At 68.6% G+C, this 15683-nt stretch carries 12 protein-coding genes and 1 pseudogene; 9 read left to right on the top strand and 4 right to left on the bottom strand.

The features are described 5' to 3' along the window. Positions 1–53 precede the first annotated feature (53 nt). On the bottom strand, positions 54–1337 hold the full coding sequence (locus tag SCMU_RS00460; RefSeq protein WP_229231012.1) for a LuxR C-terminal-related transcriptional regulator: 1284 nt from the start codon (positions 1335–1337) through the stop codon (positions 54–56). A gap of 141 nt (positions 1338–1478) precedes the next feature. Here SCMU_RS00460 and hxlB point away from each other — a divergent pair, with 141 nt between their 5' ends. Next, positions 1479–2075 carry a 6-phospho-3-hexuloisomerase gene (gene hxlB / locus SCMU_RS00455; RefSeq protein WP_229231011.1) on the top strand — a complete coding sequence of 199 codons (597 nt, stop codon included), beginning with the start codon at positions 1479–1481 and terminating at the stop codon, positions 2073–2075. A gap of 52 nt (positions 2076–2127) precedes the next feature. Next, positions 2128–2751 carry a 3-hexulose-6-phosphate synthase gene (gene hxlA, locus SCMU_RS00450; RefSeq protein WP_229231010.1) on the top strand — a complete coding sequence of 208 codons (624 nt, stop codon included), beginning with the start codon at positions 2128–2130 and terminating at the stop codon, positions 2749–2751. Positions 2752–2783: 32 nt separating this feature from the next. On the opposite strand, the gene glpK is transcribed toward hxlA, so the two are convergent. Continuing rightward, positions 2784–4289, bottom strand: coding sequence for a glycerol kinase GlpK (gene glpK, locus SCMU_RS00445; protein ID WP_229233109.1), 1506 nt, complete (start codon positions 4287–4289; stop codon positions 2784–2786). Between the two features lie 70 nt (positions 4290–4359). After that, complete coding sequence (locus tag SCMU_RS00440) at positions 4360–6099, bottom strand: glycerol-3-phosphate dehydrogenase/oxidase (RefSeq protein ID WP_229231009.1); 1740 nt, start codon at positions 6097–6099, stop codon at positions 4360–4362. A 221-nt stretch (positions 6100–6320) separates the two neighbouring features. Between SCMU_RS00440 and SCMU_RS00435 the strand changes: the two are divergent. Next, positions 6321–7213 (top strand): annotated as a pseudogene (locus SCMU_RS00435) (sugar-binding transcriptional regulator). 120 nt (positions 7214–7333) lie between these two features. Here SCMU_RS00435 and SCMU_RS00425 read toward each other — a convergent pair. Continuing rightward, positions 7334–8134 carry a DeoR/GlpR family DNA-binding transcription regulator gene (locus SCMU_RS00425; RefSeq protein ID WP_229231008.1) on the bottom strand — a complete coding sequence of 267 codons (801 nt, stop codon included), beginning with the start codon at positions 8132–8134 and terminating at the stop codon, positions 7334–7336. A 173-nt stretch (positions 8135–8307) separates the two neighbouring features. Here SCMU_RS00425 and SCMU_RS00420 point away from each other — a divergent pair, with 173 nt between their 5' ends. From SCMU_RS00420 to SCMU_RS00395, 6 genes are all read left to right on the top strand, one after another. Next, a complete protein-coding gene (locus tag SCMU_RS00420) occupies positions 8308–9255 on the top strand; it encodes a carbohydrate kinase family protein (RefSeq protein WP_229231007.1) in 948 nt (315 codons plus the stop codon). Next, positions 9245–10147: a hypothetical protein gene (locus SCMU_RS00415; RefSeq protein ID WP_229231006.1), complete on the top strand. Its 903-nt coding sequence runs from the start codon at positions 9245–9247 to the stop codon at positions 10145–10147. Before SCMU_RS00420 ends, SCMU_RS00415 begins: the two co-directional genes overlap by 11 nt. A 103-nt stretch (positions 10148–10250) precedes the next feature. After that, entirely contained in the window at positions 10251–11552 is a 1302-nt protein-coding gene (locus tag SCMU_RS00410; protein WP_229231005.1) for an ABC transporter substrate-binding protein, read from the top strand. A gap of 133 nt (positions 11553–11685) precedes the next feature. After that, positions 11686–12531, top strand: a complete 846-nt coding sequence (locus tag SCMU_RS00405; RefSeq protein ID WP_229231004.1) for a carbohydrate ABC transporter permease — start codon at positions 11686–11688, stop codon at positions 12529–12531. Between the two features lie 3 nt (positions 12532–12534). Further along, on the top strand, positions 12535–13350 hold the full coding sequence (locus SCMU_RS00400) for a carbohydrate ABC transporter permease (protein ID WP_229231003.1): 816 nt from the start codon (positions 12535–12537) through the stop codon (positions 13348–13350). Positions 13351–13356: 6 nt separating this feature from the next. Continuing rightward, positions 13357–15636, top strand: a complete 2280-nt coding sequence (locus tag SCMU_RS00395; protein ID WP_229231002.1) for a glycoside hydrolase family 31 protein — start codon at positions 13357–13359, stop codon at positions 15634–15636. Positions 15637–15683: the final 47 nt, after the last annotated feature.

The following is a 15683-nucleotide window of genomic DNA, read 5'->3' as shown; positions in this document are numbered from 1 at the left end:
GTTGCGGGGACGCGTGTGTCGAGCTGGATCGGCCGCGCGGCGTCCGGCCGCGCTCACGTAGCCGTCTGCACCTCGCCGAGGAGAGCGATCGCCTGCGCCCGCGAGGACACCCCGAGCTTGCGGAACACGTTGCGCAGGTGGAACTTCACGGTGTTCTCGCTGATGTGCAGCTCGGCGGCGATCCCACGGTTCGGCATGCCGGTGCCGAGGAGCTGCAGGACCTCCTCCTCGCGCGCGGCCAGGCCCCACTCGGTGTGCTCGCGGGCGGCGGTCCGCTGGACGTCGAGGGGCAGGGCGACGGACACGTCGGCACCCCAGCCCGCCATGACCTCCATGCGGAGCCGGCCGTCAAGCGCCTGGACGCGCTCCTCGATCCTCCGCACGCCGTCCTCGGCGAGGGAGAGCTGGCCCTTGCCGTCGTCGCGGATGTTCACGAGCAGGTTGGTGCCGTCACAGTCCCACTGGACGCGGATGCGGTGGACGCTGTCCTGCTCCACCATCGCGAGGACCAGCGATCGCACGATCGCCCGCGCCGCGTGCGCGACCTCGCCCGGAAGGGCACGCCCGTCCGCCGGCGGCTCGACGAACTGGACGTCGACCCCGCCGAAACGCTCGAGCGGCCGGAGGTCGGTGCGCAGCCGCTCGAACGCCTTCGCCACCGGCTCGTCCAGGAGCGCGGCGGTGCGGTCCGCCGAGCCGCGCAGCCGCACGAGCGCGGCGGCTGCGAGCTCGGTCGCGGAGGCGCGCGCGGCCGCGTCGGACTGGCCCGGAGAGCGCAGGGCCGTCAGGATCGTCTCGAGGCTGGTCGAGTGCAGGTCAGTGAGCTCGGCGGTGATCCGCGCACGCTCCGCGGACGCCGCCCGCGACTCCCGCAGGTAGGAGGCCGGCGCTTCCGCCACCTTGTCCCTGATCCGCACCGCCGCGAGGTGCCACAGACGCACGACGACGGGCCCCACCTCCGTCCGTGACCGCGCCACGGGCGCGGGGTCGGTCAGGACGAGGAGGGCCCCGGTCAGGGACCGCAGGGCCAGGAGGGGGCGCGTCCGCCCACCGACCTCGCCGGCCGTCCAGGCAGGCTCGAGGCCCTCGAGGGATGCCCTGACGTGCTCGAGTTCGTCGAGGGAGACCCTGGAGATGATCTCCTCGGCGCCGTCCTTCTTCTGGGGGCGCCCCGTGCAGTCCTCGGTGAAGATCACGAGCGCCGAGCAGCGGACGTAGGGGGCCAGGAATCGGCGGAGCTTCGCGGCGATCTGCGTCAGGGGCGCCTCGGCGAGCTCCCCAGCGGCGTCGAGCAGCGTGAGGGTCTCGGCGGTGACGGCTCCGTGGAGTTCGGGCATCGCCCCAGTGTAGGCGACCTACCTCCTAACTGCCTGCCCGTTTGGGCAGTTGCTTCCGCCTGGACGGGCAGCTGACCCACCCAATGGGATGGCGGCATGCTGGAGGCATCACCCCGCAGCACGTCACCAGAGGAGCATCGCATGACCCTTGAGACCGCGTCTCCGCGGCACCGCACCGAAGCCGAGGACGTCGACGAGAGCCTTGGCCTCATCCAGGCGGAGGTCTCTGCCGCCGCCGGCGCGCTCGAGCGGGGCGAGCTCGCCGCCGTCGCCCGGATGGTCCGGGAAGCGCGGCGGGTCTTCGTCGTCGGCGCGGGCCGCAGCGGGCTCGTCCTGCGGATGGCCGCGATGCGCCTCATGCACCTCGGCCTCGACGTGCACGTCGTCGGCGAGGTGACCACGCCCGCCATTGGTTCAGGGGACCTCCTGGTCGCGGCCTCGGGCTCGGGCCGGACGGCCGGGGTTGTGAAGAGCAAGAGCACCGCAGCGGCCGTCGGCGCGCGGATCGCCGCCTACACGACGGCCCCATCGTCCCCGCTGGCCGCACGGGCGGACGCCGTCGTCGTGATCCCCGCGGCGCAGAAGACCGACCACGGCGGGGAGGTGTCCCGGCAGTACTCGGGCAGCCTCTTCGAGCAGACGCTGTTCCTCGCCGCCGAGGCGGTCTTCCAGAGCCTGTGGATGGCGGATGGCTCTGCCGCCGAGGAGCTCTGGCTTCGGCACGCCAACCTCGAATAGCCCCCGCAGGACCACCAACCCATCCCACTACTTACTCGAAGGAAACACCACCATGAAGCTCCAGGTCGCCATGGACGTCCTCACCGTCGACGAGGCCCTCACGCTGGCACAGCAGGTCGCCGAGCACGTCGACATCATCGAGCTCGGCACCCCGCTCGTGAAGAACGCCGGCCTCTCCGCCGTCACGGCCGTCAAGAAGGCCCACCCGGACAAGGTCGTCTTCGCGGATCTCAAGACGATGGACGCCGGCGAGCTCGAGGCCGAGCTGGCCTTCGCCGCCGGCGCCGACCTCGTCTCGGTGCTCGGCAGCGCGGACGACTCCACCATCGCCGGCGCCGTCAAGGCCGCCCGAGCGCACAACAAGGGCGTCGTCGTGGACCTCATCGGGGTCGAGGACAAGGTGGCCCGCGCCAAGGAGGCCCGCCAGCTCGGCGCGAAGTACGTCGAGTTCCACGCGGGCCTCGACGAGCAGGCAAAGCCCGGCTACGACCTCAGCGTCCTGCTGACTGCCGGGGAGCTCGCGCGCGTCCCGTTCGCGGTGGCCGGTGGAGTGAACGCGTCCACGATCTCCTCGGTCCAGCGCTCGGGGGCGGACGTCGCCGTGGCCGGCGGCTCGATCTACGGCGCCGCTGACCCGGCCGAGGCCGCCCGCGAGCTCCGCGCGGCGATCGTCTGAGCGAGCGCTCGAGCCCCCGGCCGGGAGGCAGATCAGGCGGTCACTGTGTCGGAGTCGATCCAGTCCATCGACTTCGTCACGGCCTTCTTCCACAGCCGCATCTGCCGCTCCCGCTCGGCGCCGTCGAGGCGGGGGCTCCAGCGCTTGTCCTCGCCCCAGTTCGCCGCGAGCTCGCCGAGGTCGTTCCAGAAGCCGACGGCGAGACCCGCGGCGTAGGCCGCGCCAAGGGCGGTGGTCTCGATGACCTTCGGGCGGATGACATCGACGCCGAGGATGTCCGCCTGGAACTGCATGAGCGCGTCGTTGGCGACCATGCCGCCGTCGACCTTGAGCTCTGTCAGCGGAACGCCGGAATCGGCGTTGACCGCATCGAGGACTTCACGGGTCTGAAACGCCGTCGCCTCGAGCGCGGCCCGCGCGATGTGGCCTCGATTCGCGTACCGCGTGAGGCCGACGATCGCCCCGCGGGCGTCGGAGCGCCAATGGGGCGCGAACAGGCCGGAGAAGGCCGGCACGATGTAGACGCCGCCATTGTCCTTGACGGAGCGGGCGAGGTCCTCGACCTCCGGTGCCGACGTGATGAGTCCGAGGTTGTCGCGAAGCCACTGGATGAGCGAACCGGTCACCGCGATGGATCCCTCGAGCGCGTAGTGGGGCTCCGCGTCGCCGAGCCTGTATCCCACGGTCGTGAGGAGCCCGTTCCGCGAGCGGACGATCTCCTCCCCCGTGTTGACGATGACGAAGCAGCCCGTTCCGTACGTGTTCTTCGCCTCGCCCGCCGCGAAGGCCGCCTGCCCAAACGTGGCCGCCTGCTGGTCTCCCAGGATGCCGGCCACGGGGACCTCGCGCAGGAGCTGCGAGCTGTGGACGGTGCCGTACACCTCTGAGGAGGACCTGATCTCCGGCAGCATCGTGGCCGGAACGCCGAACGCGTCGAGGATCTCCTGGTCCCAGGCGAGGCTCTCGAGATCCATGAAGAGCGTGCGCGACGCGTTCGTCACGTCCGTCGCATGGATGCCGCCGTCGACTCCGCCGGTGAGGTTCCAGAGGAGCCAGGCGTCGGTGTTGCCGAAGAGCAACGTGCCCGCCTCCGCCTTCACGCGTGCGCCGTCGACATTGTCGAGGATCCACTTGATCTTCGTCCCCGAGAAGTAGGTGGCAAGCGGGAGGCCGACCTTGTCTTTGAAGCGGTCGACGCCGCCCTCCGCTGCAAGCTCGTCGACGATGGGCTGTGTCCGGGTGTCCTGCCAGACGATCGCGTTGCAGACGGGCTCGCCTGTCGTCCTGTCCCACACGACCGTGGTCTCGCGCTGGTTGGTGATCCCGACGGCGGCGATATCGTGCCGCGTCAGGTTCGCCTTGGCGAGCGCCTGGCCGATCACCTCGCGTGTGTTGTCCCAGATCTCCCTCGGGTCGTGCTCGACCCAGCCGGCCTGCGGGAAGATCTGCTCGTGCTCGAGCTGGCCGGAGGAGACGATCGCACCGCCGTGGTCGAACACGATGGCCCGTGTGCTCGTCGTGCCTTGGTCGATTGCCATGACGTACCGCGCCGCGCCCGCCTGCTCAGCCAATCTGGTTCCTCCATCTCATGAAATGCCGACCCGGGGATCAACCGACGAGCGAATCGGCCGCCAGACCGTGTCCCTCCACAAGGGTGTTGACGGCATGGCGGACCTCCTCCGTGATGCGCTCACCGTCCCACCCCAGGTGGGGTGCGAGGGCGTCGGCCACCGCCTGGACGAGTTCGGCCGTGACCAGGCCGCGGAAGGCGAGGGACGTGCGGCGGATCAGCACGTCGGCCACATGCCCAACCTGCTCGTGCTCGGCCATGTAGGCCAGTTCGCGTTCGCTCAACTCACCCGTGCCCCCGAGGACGTTGTCGTCCCCAGCGCGGAGGAAGGCGGCGACCTCTGACGAGCGAGTCCCGTACCGCTCGAAGAGCACTCGAGCCCTCGTGGGATCGATGCCGTCCCCGACGAGAGCGTCGAGCCACTGGCCGAGCTCGCCCTCCTCCGATGGATACCCGGCCCCGCCGCCTATCGCGAGCTCGGCAGTGCTCGTCCGCCGGCTCGCCCCGAGTTCGCGGAGGACTTCGTCGGACAGGTGCTCCGAAACCGCCCTGAACGTTGTCCACTTCCCGCCGACGAGGCTCAGCCGGACTGGCCCGGAAGCGCCGTCCGCCTGCCGCTCGATGCGGTAGTCGCGGGAGACGAAGCCGGGCGCGGTGTCCTCGTGGCGCGGCAGCGGGCGCACTCCGGAGAACGTGTAGACGATCTGTTCGCGCCGCACGGGGACGTCGGGGAAGACATGGCGGATGAGGTCGAAGAAGTACTGGACCTCGGCATCGGTGCAGGTGGGCGTCAGGTCGTCGCCGGCGTCCATGTCGGTCGTGCCGACCAGGACCCTGTCCCCCACCGGGTAGATGAGGACGATGCGCCCGTCACTGTGCTCGAAGAAGATCTCGCGCCCCCGGGTCGCCGCTAGCAGCTCGGGGGCGTCGAGGACGATGTGCGAGCCCTTGGTCCCGCCCATGAACCTGGTACGGGCGCCGAGCGCGCCGTTCGTGAGGTCGGTCCACGCGCCCGTTGCGTTGACGACAACGTCCGCAGCGAAGTCGAACTCGCCTCCGGTGAGCTCGTCGCGCAGCCGGACGGCGCCGTCGTTCGTTCCGACCGCCCGCACGTAGTTGACGGCCCGCGCCCCGGGCGACGCCTCGAGGCCGTCGCGGAGGACGTCGAGCGTGAGCCGTTCGGGGTTGTGCACCGACGCATCGAAGTAGGTCGCCGCGTACTTCACGTCGTGGCGCAGCTGGGGCAGCTCGGCCTGAGCACCCTTCCGTCCCACGAACCGATGGCGGGGCACAGAGCCGCCCCGCCGGGAGAAGGCATCGTACAAGGACAGGCCGATCTTGATCAGCACGGCACCCCGTTCCCCCGGCCGGCCGGAACGATGGGTCAGGAATCGCAGCGGCGCGTTGAGCATGCCGGAGAACGTGCTGAAGATCGGGATGGTGGTCTGCAGCGGCTTCACGTAGTGCGGTGCGATCCGCAAGAGCCGGTTCCGCTCGGCAACCGATTCTCGCACGAGGCGGAACTCGCCGTTCTCGAGGTATCTGATCCCACCGTGGATCATGTGGGAGGACGCCCCCGATGCCCCTTGGCAGTAGTCTCCGCCCTCGACGAGGGCGACATCGACGCCTTGCAGGGCCAGCTCGCGGAACGTCCCGACGCCGTTGATGCCCCCACCGATAATGAGCACCTGCGCGCGAGGACGCGCGCGGAGCCGGGAGACGGCAGCCCGTGAGGGCGCGGGGTGAGCAGGGACGGTGGCGTACGGCTTGGAAGCCACAGGTTTCCTCCTTGGGCGGGCCGGGGATCTCGCACCATTGTTTGACCGGCCTGAGAGGATATTCAAGAACTATGCACAAATGTGCAAGAATGGCGTGCATGCCCATGTCCGGCCCGGATTCCGAGCTCCTCGGCGACGGGGGATCCGCACAAACGCCCATTTCGCCCAAGCAGCGCGATGCGCTGCTTGCGGCGCAGCTCTACTACCTGCAAGACCTCACGATGGATGCCATCGCGCGGGAACTCAGGACATCGCGCTCGACAGTCTCGCGGCTGCTCGCGTTCGCCCGGGAGACCGGGCTCGTGCAGATCCAGATCCGGAACCCCCTGGAATCCTCGGCCGAGCTCGAATCGGCCATCTCGCGCCGCTATCGCGTCCGCGTCAACGTGGTCCCCCACCCCTCACACCTCAACGAGACGGAGACACTCGACAGAGTCGCGATGTACGCTGCGCGCACCCTCACGCCGTTCGTCGAGTCCGAGGCCGTGATCGGGGTCGCGTGGGGTTCCACGCTCACCGCGATGAGCCGTTACCTCAATCGAAAGTCGACCCACAGCAGCACCGTCGTCCAGCTCAACGGCGCTGCCAACACCCAGACCATGGGACTCGGCTACGCAAGCGAGATCATCCGACGGTTCGCGGCTGCCTATGACGCCGCCGTCGAGGAGTTCCCCGTCCCGGCCTTCTTCGACCGCGCGGAGGCCAAGCGGCTCATGTGGAGCGAGCGCAGCGTACGCCGTGTTCTCGCCCTCCAGGCCCGGATGTCCCTCGCGGTGTTCGGAATAGGCGCTCTTGACGCGGACGTCCCAAGCCACGTCTACACCGGGGGCTACCTGGACCCCACCGACCTCCGGTCCCTCGCTGAGGAGCGGGTCGTGGGCGATGTCGCAACCGTCTTCTTCCGAGAGGATGGAAGCTCGGAGGGGATCGCTCTCAACGAACGGGCGACCGCGAGACCGACCACGCGCTCCTCCGCAGCGTCAAACATCGCTTCTGCGTCGTCTCCGGCCCCTCGAAGGCCCGTGCCCTGCGCGGGGCGCTCAACGCGCGCCTCGCTACCGAACTCGTCCTCGACGAGGCTACGGCCCGGGCTCTCCTGGCTCTCGATGCCTGAAGCACCTCTGGCGTGATCGGCGAGCAGGTAAACCGGACCATACCCGGGGGCTTGACTCCGCCGCGGGCCGCCCCTTACCCGCGGACAGCAGGCGTCAGCTGAGGGCCATCAGTGATCGCTTCATCGGCACACTACGACCTCGGTGCCCGCAGCCTTCAGCCGCAGACTGACGTCCTGGCGCGGAGGCGCATCGGTGAGCACGACGTCGATGGCTGAGAAATCGACGAGCCTGACTGCAGCCGACCCGGAGAACTTCTCGTGGTCGGCGACGAGGACAACGAGCGAGGCACTGTCGATCAGCGCCATCTTGACCGGTCGCTCCATATCAGTGGCCACATACACGCCGTCGGCATCGACGGCGGCGGCCCCCAGGAACAGGACGGCAGCCTTGAGGCCGGCGAGGCCCTCGACGGCTCGAGGGCCGACCAGGGCCTGGCTTTCGATGAGGAGCTCGCCCCCGAGGCCGAGCACCCTCGCATTCGGCATGGAGAGCATGTGCTGCAGGACCGGGATCGAGTGCGAGATCACGGTGCCCCGGAACTCGGGTGACATCTCGTGGATGACCGCGAAGGCAGTCGTGCCGGCGTCTACTGCGATCACCCCTCGTTCGGGAATGTACGCCTGAGCGGCCTGGGCAATCTTGCGCTTGGCCTCGGAGAGCTTCTTGGCACGGCGGGAGAAGTCCACCGTGCCGGGCGTCCCGTAGGGGAGGGACGCGCCACCGTGGACGACGTTGACCTCCCCCCGCGCGGAGAGGGTCTTGAGGTCACGGCGGATGGTCATGTCGGAGACGCCGAGGTTCTGCACGAGCTCGGAGACCGAGACGAACGGCGAACTGCGCAGCTGACGCAGGATCTGGTCCTGGCGTTCGCGGGCGCTCTCCTTCGAGGCCCTCGCCCCTGCTTCGGCTCCAGCAGCCACTGCTACCCCCTCGGGAAGGGACGCCACGACGATCTCCCACCGCCTCGGCGTCCGATGTCTGTCCCAATATTATCAGTTCCGCCCTCAGGGTGTTGACTTTCCAACAAACGATGTTTAGATTCTTTCATGTGACGGAAGTCATAGTCGACACGGCCCGAGAGAGGATTCCCTTGTTGGTCTTCGTAGGAGTGGCAACGGCAGACGCCATTGCACTCGTTGACAGGTTCCCCGAGGCAGACGAGCGGATCGTCGCCCAGGACGTCCTCTTCGCCGGTGGCGGCCCAGCCGCGACCGCCGCCGTCGCGGCAGCACGGCTCGGAATGGACGCCGCCATTGTGAGCGCAGTCGGCGATGACGCGGAGGGCGAGCGGATCGTCGAGGGGCTCGCAGCCGAAGGCGTGGACGTCTCGGGCGTCGCGCGGATCCCCGGGGAACGCTCGGGGCGCAGTCTGGTCATCATCGATGGCCCACACAGGACCCGAGCGATCGTCAATCGCCCGGGCCCGGAGATCGATCTCGCTTCCAACCCCACCGCACAGTCCCTGATCGGCGCGGCGGACTGGGTCCATGTCGACCAGCTCGGCTGGGCGCCCGTACACCGGCACCTCGGCCAGCTGGTGCACCGGCCTCGGCTCTCGGTCGACGCCGGCAACCCGATCCCTGGATACACGCAGCCGGGCACGGCCCTGTACGCTCCCACGATCCCGGCCCTCCAGGCGAGGTACGGAACGCCGGGGGGCCCGAACGACACCCTGGCGCTGCTCCGACGCGCGCTGGCCGACGGCGCCGGGATCGCCGTGGCCACCGGCGGCGGCGAAGGCAGCTTCGGCGTCGAGGAAGGCTCGGAGAGCCTTGTCCGCGCCACTCCCCCCGCCGCCGAGATCGCCAGCACTCTTGGGGCCGGCGATGTCTTCCACGGCGCCCTGCTCGCGGGCCTTGCCCGATCCGAACGCGGGGAGCTGAGCGGCCTGGACCAGGTGCTCGCCTACGCAACCACGGTCGCGTCCCTTTCCTGCCGCGGCATCGACGGCAGGTCCCGAATCCCCGACCACGACGAGGCGATCCGCCACGTCGCGGACTCGACAGCCACATCCATCCAAGGAGAAGACCTTGTCCTCTGAGTACTCCGCCCCCGCTCCCTCGACGGCACCAGCGACGCTCGCCGACCTCCGGCGGCCCTCGGGCGCCTTCGCCATGCTCGCCGTGGACCAGCGTGAGGCGCTGCGCAACATGATGGCCGAGCATCAGGACACCGACGTCACCGACGAGCAGGTGCGGGACTTCAAGCTTGAGGCCGCGCGCATCCTCACCCCCCATGCGTCCGCCGTCCTGATCGACCGCCAGTTCGCGCTCGAGGAGGCCATCGCTCAGGGCGTTGTCGCCCCCGGCTGCGGCCTCATCGCGGCGGCGGACCACTTCGAGCCGGCCTACGGCGAGGTCGTCGGCACGGTCAACATCGACCGCGCCCTCGACCCCGCCGCGCTCCGGGCCAGCGGGGCGGTGGCCATGAAGCTCCTGGTCCTCTACCGCCCGGACGGCGGAGCGGCGGAGCGGATCGCCATGACGGAAGAGTTCATCGACCTCTGCCGGAACGCCGGGCTGGTCAGCATCATCGAGCCGGTGTCCCGGAAGGCCCTCGACGGGAGCGAGTGGGACTGGAACGCGGGAGTCCTGGCAGCAGCGAAGGAGCTCGGACGCCTCGGGGCCGACCTGTACAAGGCCGAGGTCCCCCACCGCGGGCAGGCCGCGGAGGACGAGGTGCGCGCGGACTGCCGGCAGCTGAGCCGGACCATCGACGGACCCTGGGTCGTGCTGTCCTCCGGCGTGCCCCAGGACGTCTTCCCGGAGGCCGTCGCCTGGGCCTGCGAAGAGGGTGCATCCGGATTCCTGGCCGGGCGCGCCGTCTGGGCCTCCTCGATCGCCAGCCCCGACATCGCAGAGGACCTGCGCACCCACGCCGTGCGCAGGCTCCAGCGTCTCTGCGATGTCGTCGACACCCACGTGAAGGCGTGAAGCCGCGGCCCGACGCGCGCCTCCGCCCCCAGCCCAGAACCGCAGCGGGCCCCCTGGGCATCCCCGTCATCGATTGATGAAGAAACAAGGAGTTGCACCAACCATGTCCGACTTCAAGACAACCCCCATGAGCCGCCGCGGACTGCTCCAGCTTTTCGCTGTCACCGGCACCGCGGCATCGCTCGCGGCCTGCGCCGGCCCGGGATCCACGAAACCCGCTGCCGCCAGCTCGCTCAACACCGCCAACAAGACCGGCAAGGTCTCCTTCGCCCACTGGCGCGCGGAGGACAAGGACGTCTTCGCCAAGCTGATCACACAGTTCCAGCAGGCGAACCCGGGCATCGAGGTCGCTCAGGACATCTCCACCTCCACGGACTACCAGGCCCAGGCCCTCCAGCGCATGCGCTCCGGGGCAATCGGCGACGTCGCACCGGCCTTCCGCGGCTCCCAGTTCGACAGCTTCGTCTCGTCCGGCCTCTTCACAGACCTGAGCAGCAGCGGCCTGACCGAGAAGTACACCGCCAACCTCATCAGCAGCGGGGCCGCGAACGGCAAGCAGTACGGATACCCGTACCAGATCGTGCTCCCCATGCCGATCGCGAACACTGACATTCTTGACTCGGCCGGGATCAGCACCATCCCCACCGACTGGGACTCCTACCTCTCCATGCTCGAGGCGATCAAGTCAAAGGGGATCACGCCGATCGCCTTCCCCGGGGCGGACGCCGGCAACGCAGGTCAGCTCTTCAACTCGATGATCATGAACGTCGCGCCCTCGGACGACATGTGCGCCAAGATCCAGTCCGGCCAGTACAAGTGCACGGACGACTGGTTCGTCCAGATGCTCAAGTACTACCAGCAGCTCGCTCCCTTCGTGCAGCCCAACTCGGCCGGTACCGCCGTAGAGCCCGCTGAGCAGCTCTTCGCCACGGGCAAGGCCGCAATCTTGGCCACCGGCAGCTACCACATCGCAGCCGTGCGGGCGCTCGGCGCGAAATTCCCGATCGACCTGGCCCCGCCCATCACGGCAGCGAAGGGCAAGGCCAAGTACGAGGGCACCTACAACGCCACCTTCATCCTCGGAATCAACTCGGCATCGAAGGTCCAGGGCGCGGCCCTGGCCTGGCTCCAGTTCCTCAGCGAACCGGCGAACGCCGGGACCTATGCCAATGACACCGCCCAGTTCTCCCCCGTCAAGGGCATCCAGTACACGAACCCGGACCTCAAGAGGCTCCAGCCCTGGCTAGAGAAGAAGACGATCCTCGCGCCGCGCTACCAGTTCACGGATCTGGACATGGAGCACGCGGTCGAGGCAGCAGCGGTCCGCGTACTGAGCGGGACCGATCCGGCACAGGCGGCGGCGGACGCCCAGAAGGTCGTGGATCAGCGTGTCAAGACCAATTAACCTCCAACTGCGGCGCAATCGCGTCCCGGCAGGACCCCGGACCGTTGGGCCCGGCACCGCCCAAGGGCCCGGTCGCCGCCGCCCCTTCGACGCGGCGCGCCGCTGGAGGCGGGCGACCAGGACACCGCTTGCGATGTTCCTCTTCCCGCTCCCGGCGCTGGTGCTGTTCACCTTGTTCTTCGCGATCCCCTCCCTCCAGGCCGTGCAGTACTCGGTGACCGACTGGAACGGGTACAGCGCGGACTACAGCACCCTCGGCATCGCCAACTTCGTGCGGGCCTTCACCGGCGACCTGCTCTTCAGCAACGCCCTGACCAACAACCTGAAGTTCATGGCGGTCGTCGTCATCGCCCAGACCGTCCTCTCCCTGCTTCTGGCGGTCTTCCTCGTGAAGAACACGAAGGTCAACACCTTCCTGCGGGCGCTGTACTTCTTCCCGACCATCCTCTCCTCGGTCTCGGTGGCCTTCGTGTGGAAGTTCATGTACGACCCGAATTTCGGCCTGATCAACCAGGGCCTCCATGCGGTGGGCCTGCCGGGATCGTCGTTCCTCGGCGACCCGGGCAGCGCGATCTTCTGGGTGGCCCTGACACAGACCTGGGCCCACACGGGGCAGATGATCGTCGTGTTCATCGCAGGGCTCCAGGCCATCCCCGCTGAGCTCTACGAGGCAGCTGAGGTGGACGGTGCCGGAAAGTGGAAGCAGTTCCGGCTCATCACCTGGCCCCTCATCGCCCCGGCCACGTCGATCGTCGTCGCGTACACCACTATCCAGTCGTTCAAGGCCTTCGACCTGATCATCGGCCTGGGCGGCAACCCGCCCGGGTCGGGCCTGGACATCCTGTCGACCCGCATCTACACGACGTTCGCCAACTCGCAGTTCGGCTACGCGGCGGCGGAGTCCATCCTCTTCATGCTCTTCATCGGAGTCATGGCCTTCACGCTGCGCAGGGTCCTCCGACTCGTACAGAAAGGCTGAGCCATGATCGCCAGGCTCTCCAAGAATGCAGTGCTGGCCGTCTACGGCCTGCTGATCGTCATTCCGCTCCTCGTCGTCCTCTTCGGCACCTTCAAGACCACCCCGGAGCTCTTCGCCAATCCCTTCGCCCCGCCGGGCAGCCTGAGCCTGAACAACTACGCCGAGACGCTCACGGGCCAGAATCTGGGTGCCGCGTTCCTGAACAGCACCATGGTGACACTCACCTCAGTCACGCTCACCCTCTTCATAGCCTCGCTGGCGGCCTACGGCGTGGCCAGGATCCGAGGATGGAAGGGCTGGGCGATCTACGGGTTCATCGTGCTGGGGATGTCGGTGCCGGCGCAGGCGAACATGATCCCCCAGTACGTCCTCTTCCAGCAGCTCGGCCTGCTGGACAGCAGGCTCGGCCTGATCCTGATCAACATCGTCGTCACGCTCCCCGTAGCCGTCTTCATCCTCGGCGGCTTTATGAGGACTCTGCCCTCAGACCTCTTCGAGGCGGCCACCGTAGACGGCTCCGGGCCCTTCCGGACCTACTACGCGGTCGCAGTGCCACTGTCGATGCCCTCGATCGCGGCCACCGGGATCTTCCTCTTCGTCATGCACTGGAACGACCTCCTGTACCCGCTCCTGTTCATCTCATCGCCCGACAAGCGCACACTGCCCTTGGCTCTGCTGAGCTTCCAGGGCGAGTTCCAGACCAACTACCCGCTGCTGTTCGCGGGCGTCATCCTCGCGTCCATCCCCGTCGTCGTGGCCTACGTATTCCTCCAGCGATTCTTCGTAGCCGGCATGACCGCGGGCGCTGTGAAAGGCTGATCCACTATGTCCCATCCCACGGGCCCCTCGGACACCGTGATCCTCCGCCACGCCTCAGGCGGCTCCACCGACGGCGGCCACCTCGACCTGGCCATGACGGCGCTCCCTGCCATCGAGCTGAGCCCCATGCCGGGCTGGATCACCGGCGAGACCCTGGAGGCCCAGGGGATCGAGGTGAGCATGCCGAACCTCCCCTCACTCCAGCGGCCCGAGCTCTCCCCCACGCCGTGGCGCCTCCGCGTAACGGCCCACGGCCCCAGGACCGCACGGATCGTGCTCGCGCCGGAGGGCCACCGCGTCTTCGACGAGCGCCCAGGCTGGCTCGGGATCGTCACCGCTGACGGACCAGTGCCTGCAGAGGCCGCCCTCAACGGCCAGGAGGCCCGCCTCTCCGGCGACGAGTTCACCGTCGTCGTCGCCCGCTCCCCGTTCAGCCTCCGCGTCGAGGACCGTGACGGCCGAACCGTCCTGCGAACCGCCGAACGGCTCCGCCAGGTCGCGGGCTTCCCCATGGCGCCCCCAGCCCTGCACCACGACGGCAAGACGGCGGTCAGCTTCGAACTGGCAGCCTCGGAGGACATCCTGGGCTTCGGCGAGCAGTTCGGCAGACTCGTCAAGAACGGCCAGAAGCTCACACTCCGATCCGAGGACGCGCTCGGCACCGGGACCGGCATGGCGTACAAGCCCGTACCGGTCTGGCACTCGACGGCCGGATATGCGGGCTTCCTCAACACCGGTGCCACGGTCACTGCCGACGTCGGCCACGAACGCCCCAGCGTACTCTCGCTCGAGCTCGACGACGACGCGCTCGACCTCTTCGTCTTCGTCTCCCCGGAGCCGGCCCAGCGCCTGGCCGACTACACAGCCCTCACGGGGCATTCCCAACGACCTCCCCTGTGGGCCTTCGGCTACTGGATGGGACGCTGCCGCTACCACAGCAGCGGCGAAATGCTCGAGGTCGCCCGGTCCATGAACGCCCACTCCATCCCGTGCGACGTGCTGCACCTGGATCCCGACTGGCTGGTCGTGGACCGGCTCAACACCGACTTCATCTGGAACGAGGATCGCTTCGGGAAGAGGAAGGACTTCGTCGCCGACCTAGCCGCCGAGGGCAAGCGGCTCTCGGTCTGGGAACTGCCCTACGTGGACCCGAAGTCCCCCCTGTACGCGGAACTTCAGGAGCGGGGATTCTTCGTCAAGACCCTCCACGGCGCCACCGCCTACCTTGGAGGCACGCCCACGCCCGATGGGCGGCCCAGAGCCCTCATCGACTTCTCCAATCCACAGGCCCGGACCTGGTGGAAGGAACAGCACCGGGCCTTCCTCGATGACGGCGTCGCCGTCTTCAAGACCGACTTCGGCGAAGGGTTCCCCGCAGACGGCGTCCTCGCCGAGGACACGCCCGCGGCCCACCATCACAACCTCTACCCCCTGCGCTACAACAGCGCCACCAGCGAGGCCATCGCGGAGGCGACCGGCCGAACCCCGCTCGTGTGGGGCCGTTCGGGATGGGCCGGGTCGCACCGCTATCCCGGCCAGTGGGGAGGGGACGCCGAATCGACTGTCGCCGGCATGCAGGCGACTCTGCGCGGGGGCCTGTCCTACGCGCTCGGCGCACCCGGGTTCTGGAGTCACGACATCGGCGGATTCTTCGGCCCGGAGCTCACCGACGGGCTCTACGTCCGGTGGACCCAGTTCGGGGCGTTCTCGCCCCTCATGCGCGCCCACGGGCTACGGCCGAGAGAGCCCTGGGCGTTCAGCCCCGAGGCGCTCAAGATCGCAAGGACGTGGATCCGGCGCCGCTACGGACTCCTCCCCTACCTCTGGCAGGCCGCCACGGCCTCCGTCAGGGACGGCCTTCCGATGATGCGCCCGCTCCACCTTTCCTTCCCCGAGGATCCGGCCGCCGTGGGCATCGATTCGCAGTTCATGCTCGGGGACGACCTCCTGGTGATCCCGATCTTCGACGACTCCTCCGCACCGGCATCCCGGTCCTTCTATGTCCCCAAGGGGACATGGACCGACCTCCACACCGGAACGGCCTACGAGGCGGGCTTCCACACCGCCACCTTCCCCCTCGACGCCATGCCGGTCCTGGTCAGGCCCGGGGCAAGCATCCCGACGCTCCCCGTCCCCGAGGACACCCGGAACACCGAGGACCTCGCGGACCAGCCCTGGGTCGTGCACCGGTTCGGCCACGACCTCGGACCGATCCCGGCCTTCACAGGCTTCGACGGCTCGATCGCCGACCCGGCCTCGTTCGACGTCGTCGACCATGACGCATGACCGCCGGGAACCGGCAGCCCCGCTCGGCCTGAACCGCCACCACGAAA

It is taken from the genome of Sinomonas cyclohexanicum (assembly GCF_020886775.1).
GTDB classification, from domain to species: domain Bacteria; phylum Actinomycetota; class Actinomycetes; order Actinomycetales; family Micrococcaceae; genus Sinomonas; species Sinomonas cyclohexanicum.
Note: the sequence above shows the minus strand (reverse complement) of the source record. Positions and strands in the feature narration are given on the sequence as shown.

What these genes read in the sequence shown, in the direction of transcription:
- SCMU_RS00460 (WP_229231012.1), bottom strand. Translation starts at nt 1,337, where the DNA reads ATGCCCGAACTCCACGGAGCCGTCACCGCCGAGACCCTCACGCTGCTC.
- hxlB (WP_229231011.1), top strand. Translation starts at nt 1,479, where the DNA reads ATGACCCTTGAGACCGCGTCTCCGCGGCACCGCACCGAAGCCGAGGAC.
- hxlA (WP_229231010.1), top strand. Translation starts at nt 2,128, where the DNA reads ATGAAGCTCCAGGTCGCCATGGACGTCCTCACCGTCGACGAGGCCCTC.
- glpK (WP_229233109.1), bottom strand. Translation starts at nt 4,289, where the DNA reads ATGGCAATCGACCAAGGCACGACGAGCACACGGGCCATCGTGTTCGAC.
- SCMU_RS00410 (WP_229231005.1), top strand. Translation starts at nt 10,251, where the DNA reads ATGTCCGACTTCAAGACAACCCCCATGAGCCGCCGCGGACTGCTCCAG.
- SCMU_RS00405 (WP_229231004.1), top strand. Translation starts at nt 11,686, where the DNA reads ATGTTCCTCTTCCCGCTCCCGGCGCTGGTGCTGTTCACCTTGTTCTTC.
- SCMU_RS00400 (WP_229231003.1), top strand. Translation starts at nt 12,535, where the DNA reads ATGATCGCCAGGCTCTCCAAGAATGCAGTGCTGGCCGTCTACGGCCTG.
- SCMU_RS00395 (WP_229231002.1), top strand. Translation starts at nt 13,357, where the DNA reads ATGTCCCATCCCACGGGCCCCTCGGACACCGTGATCCTCCGCCACGCC.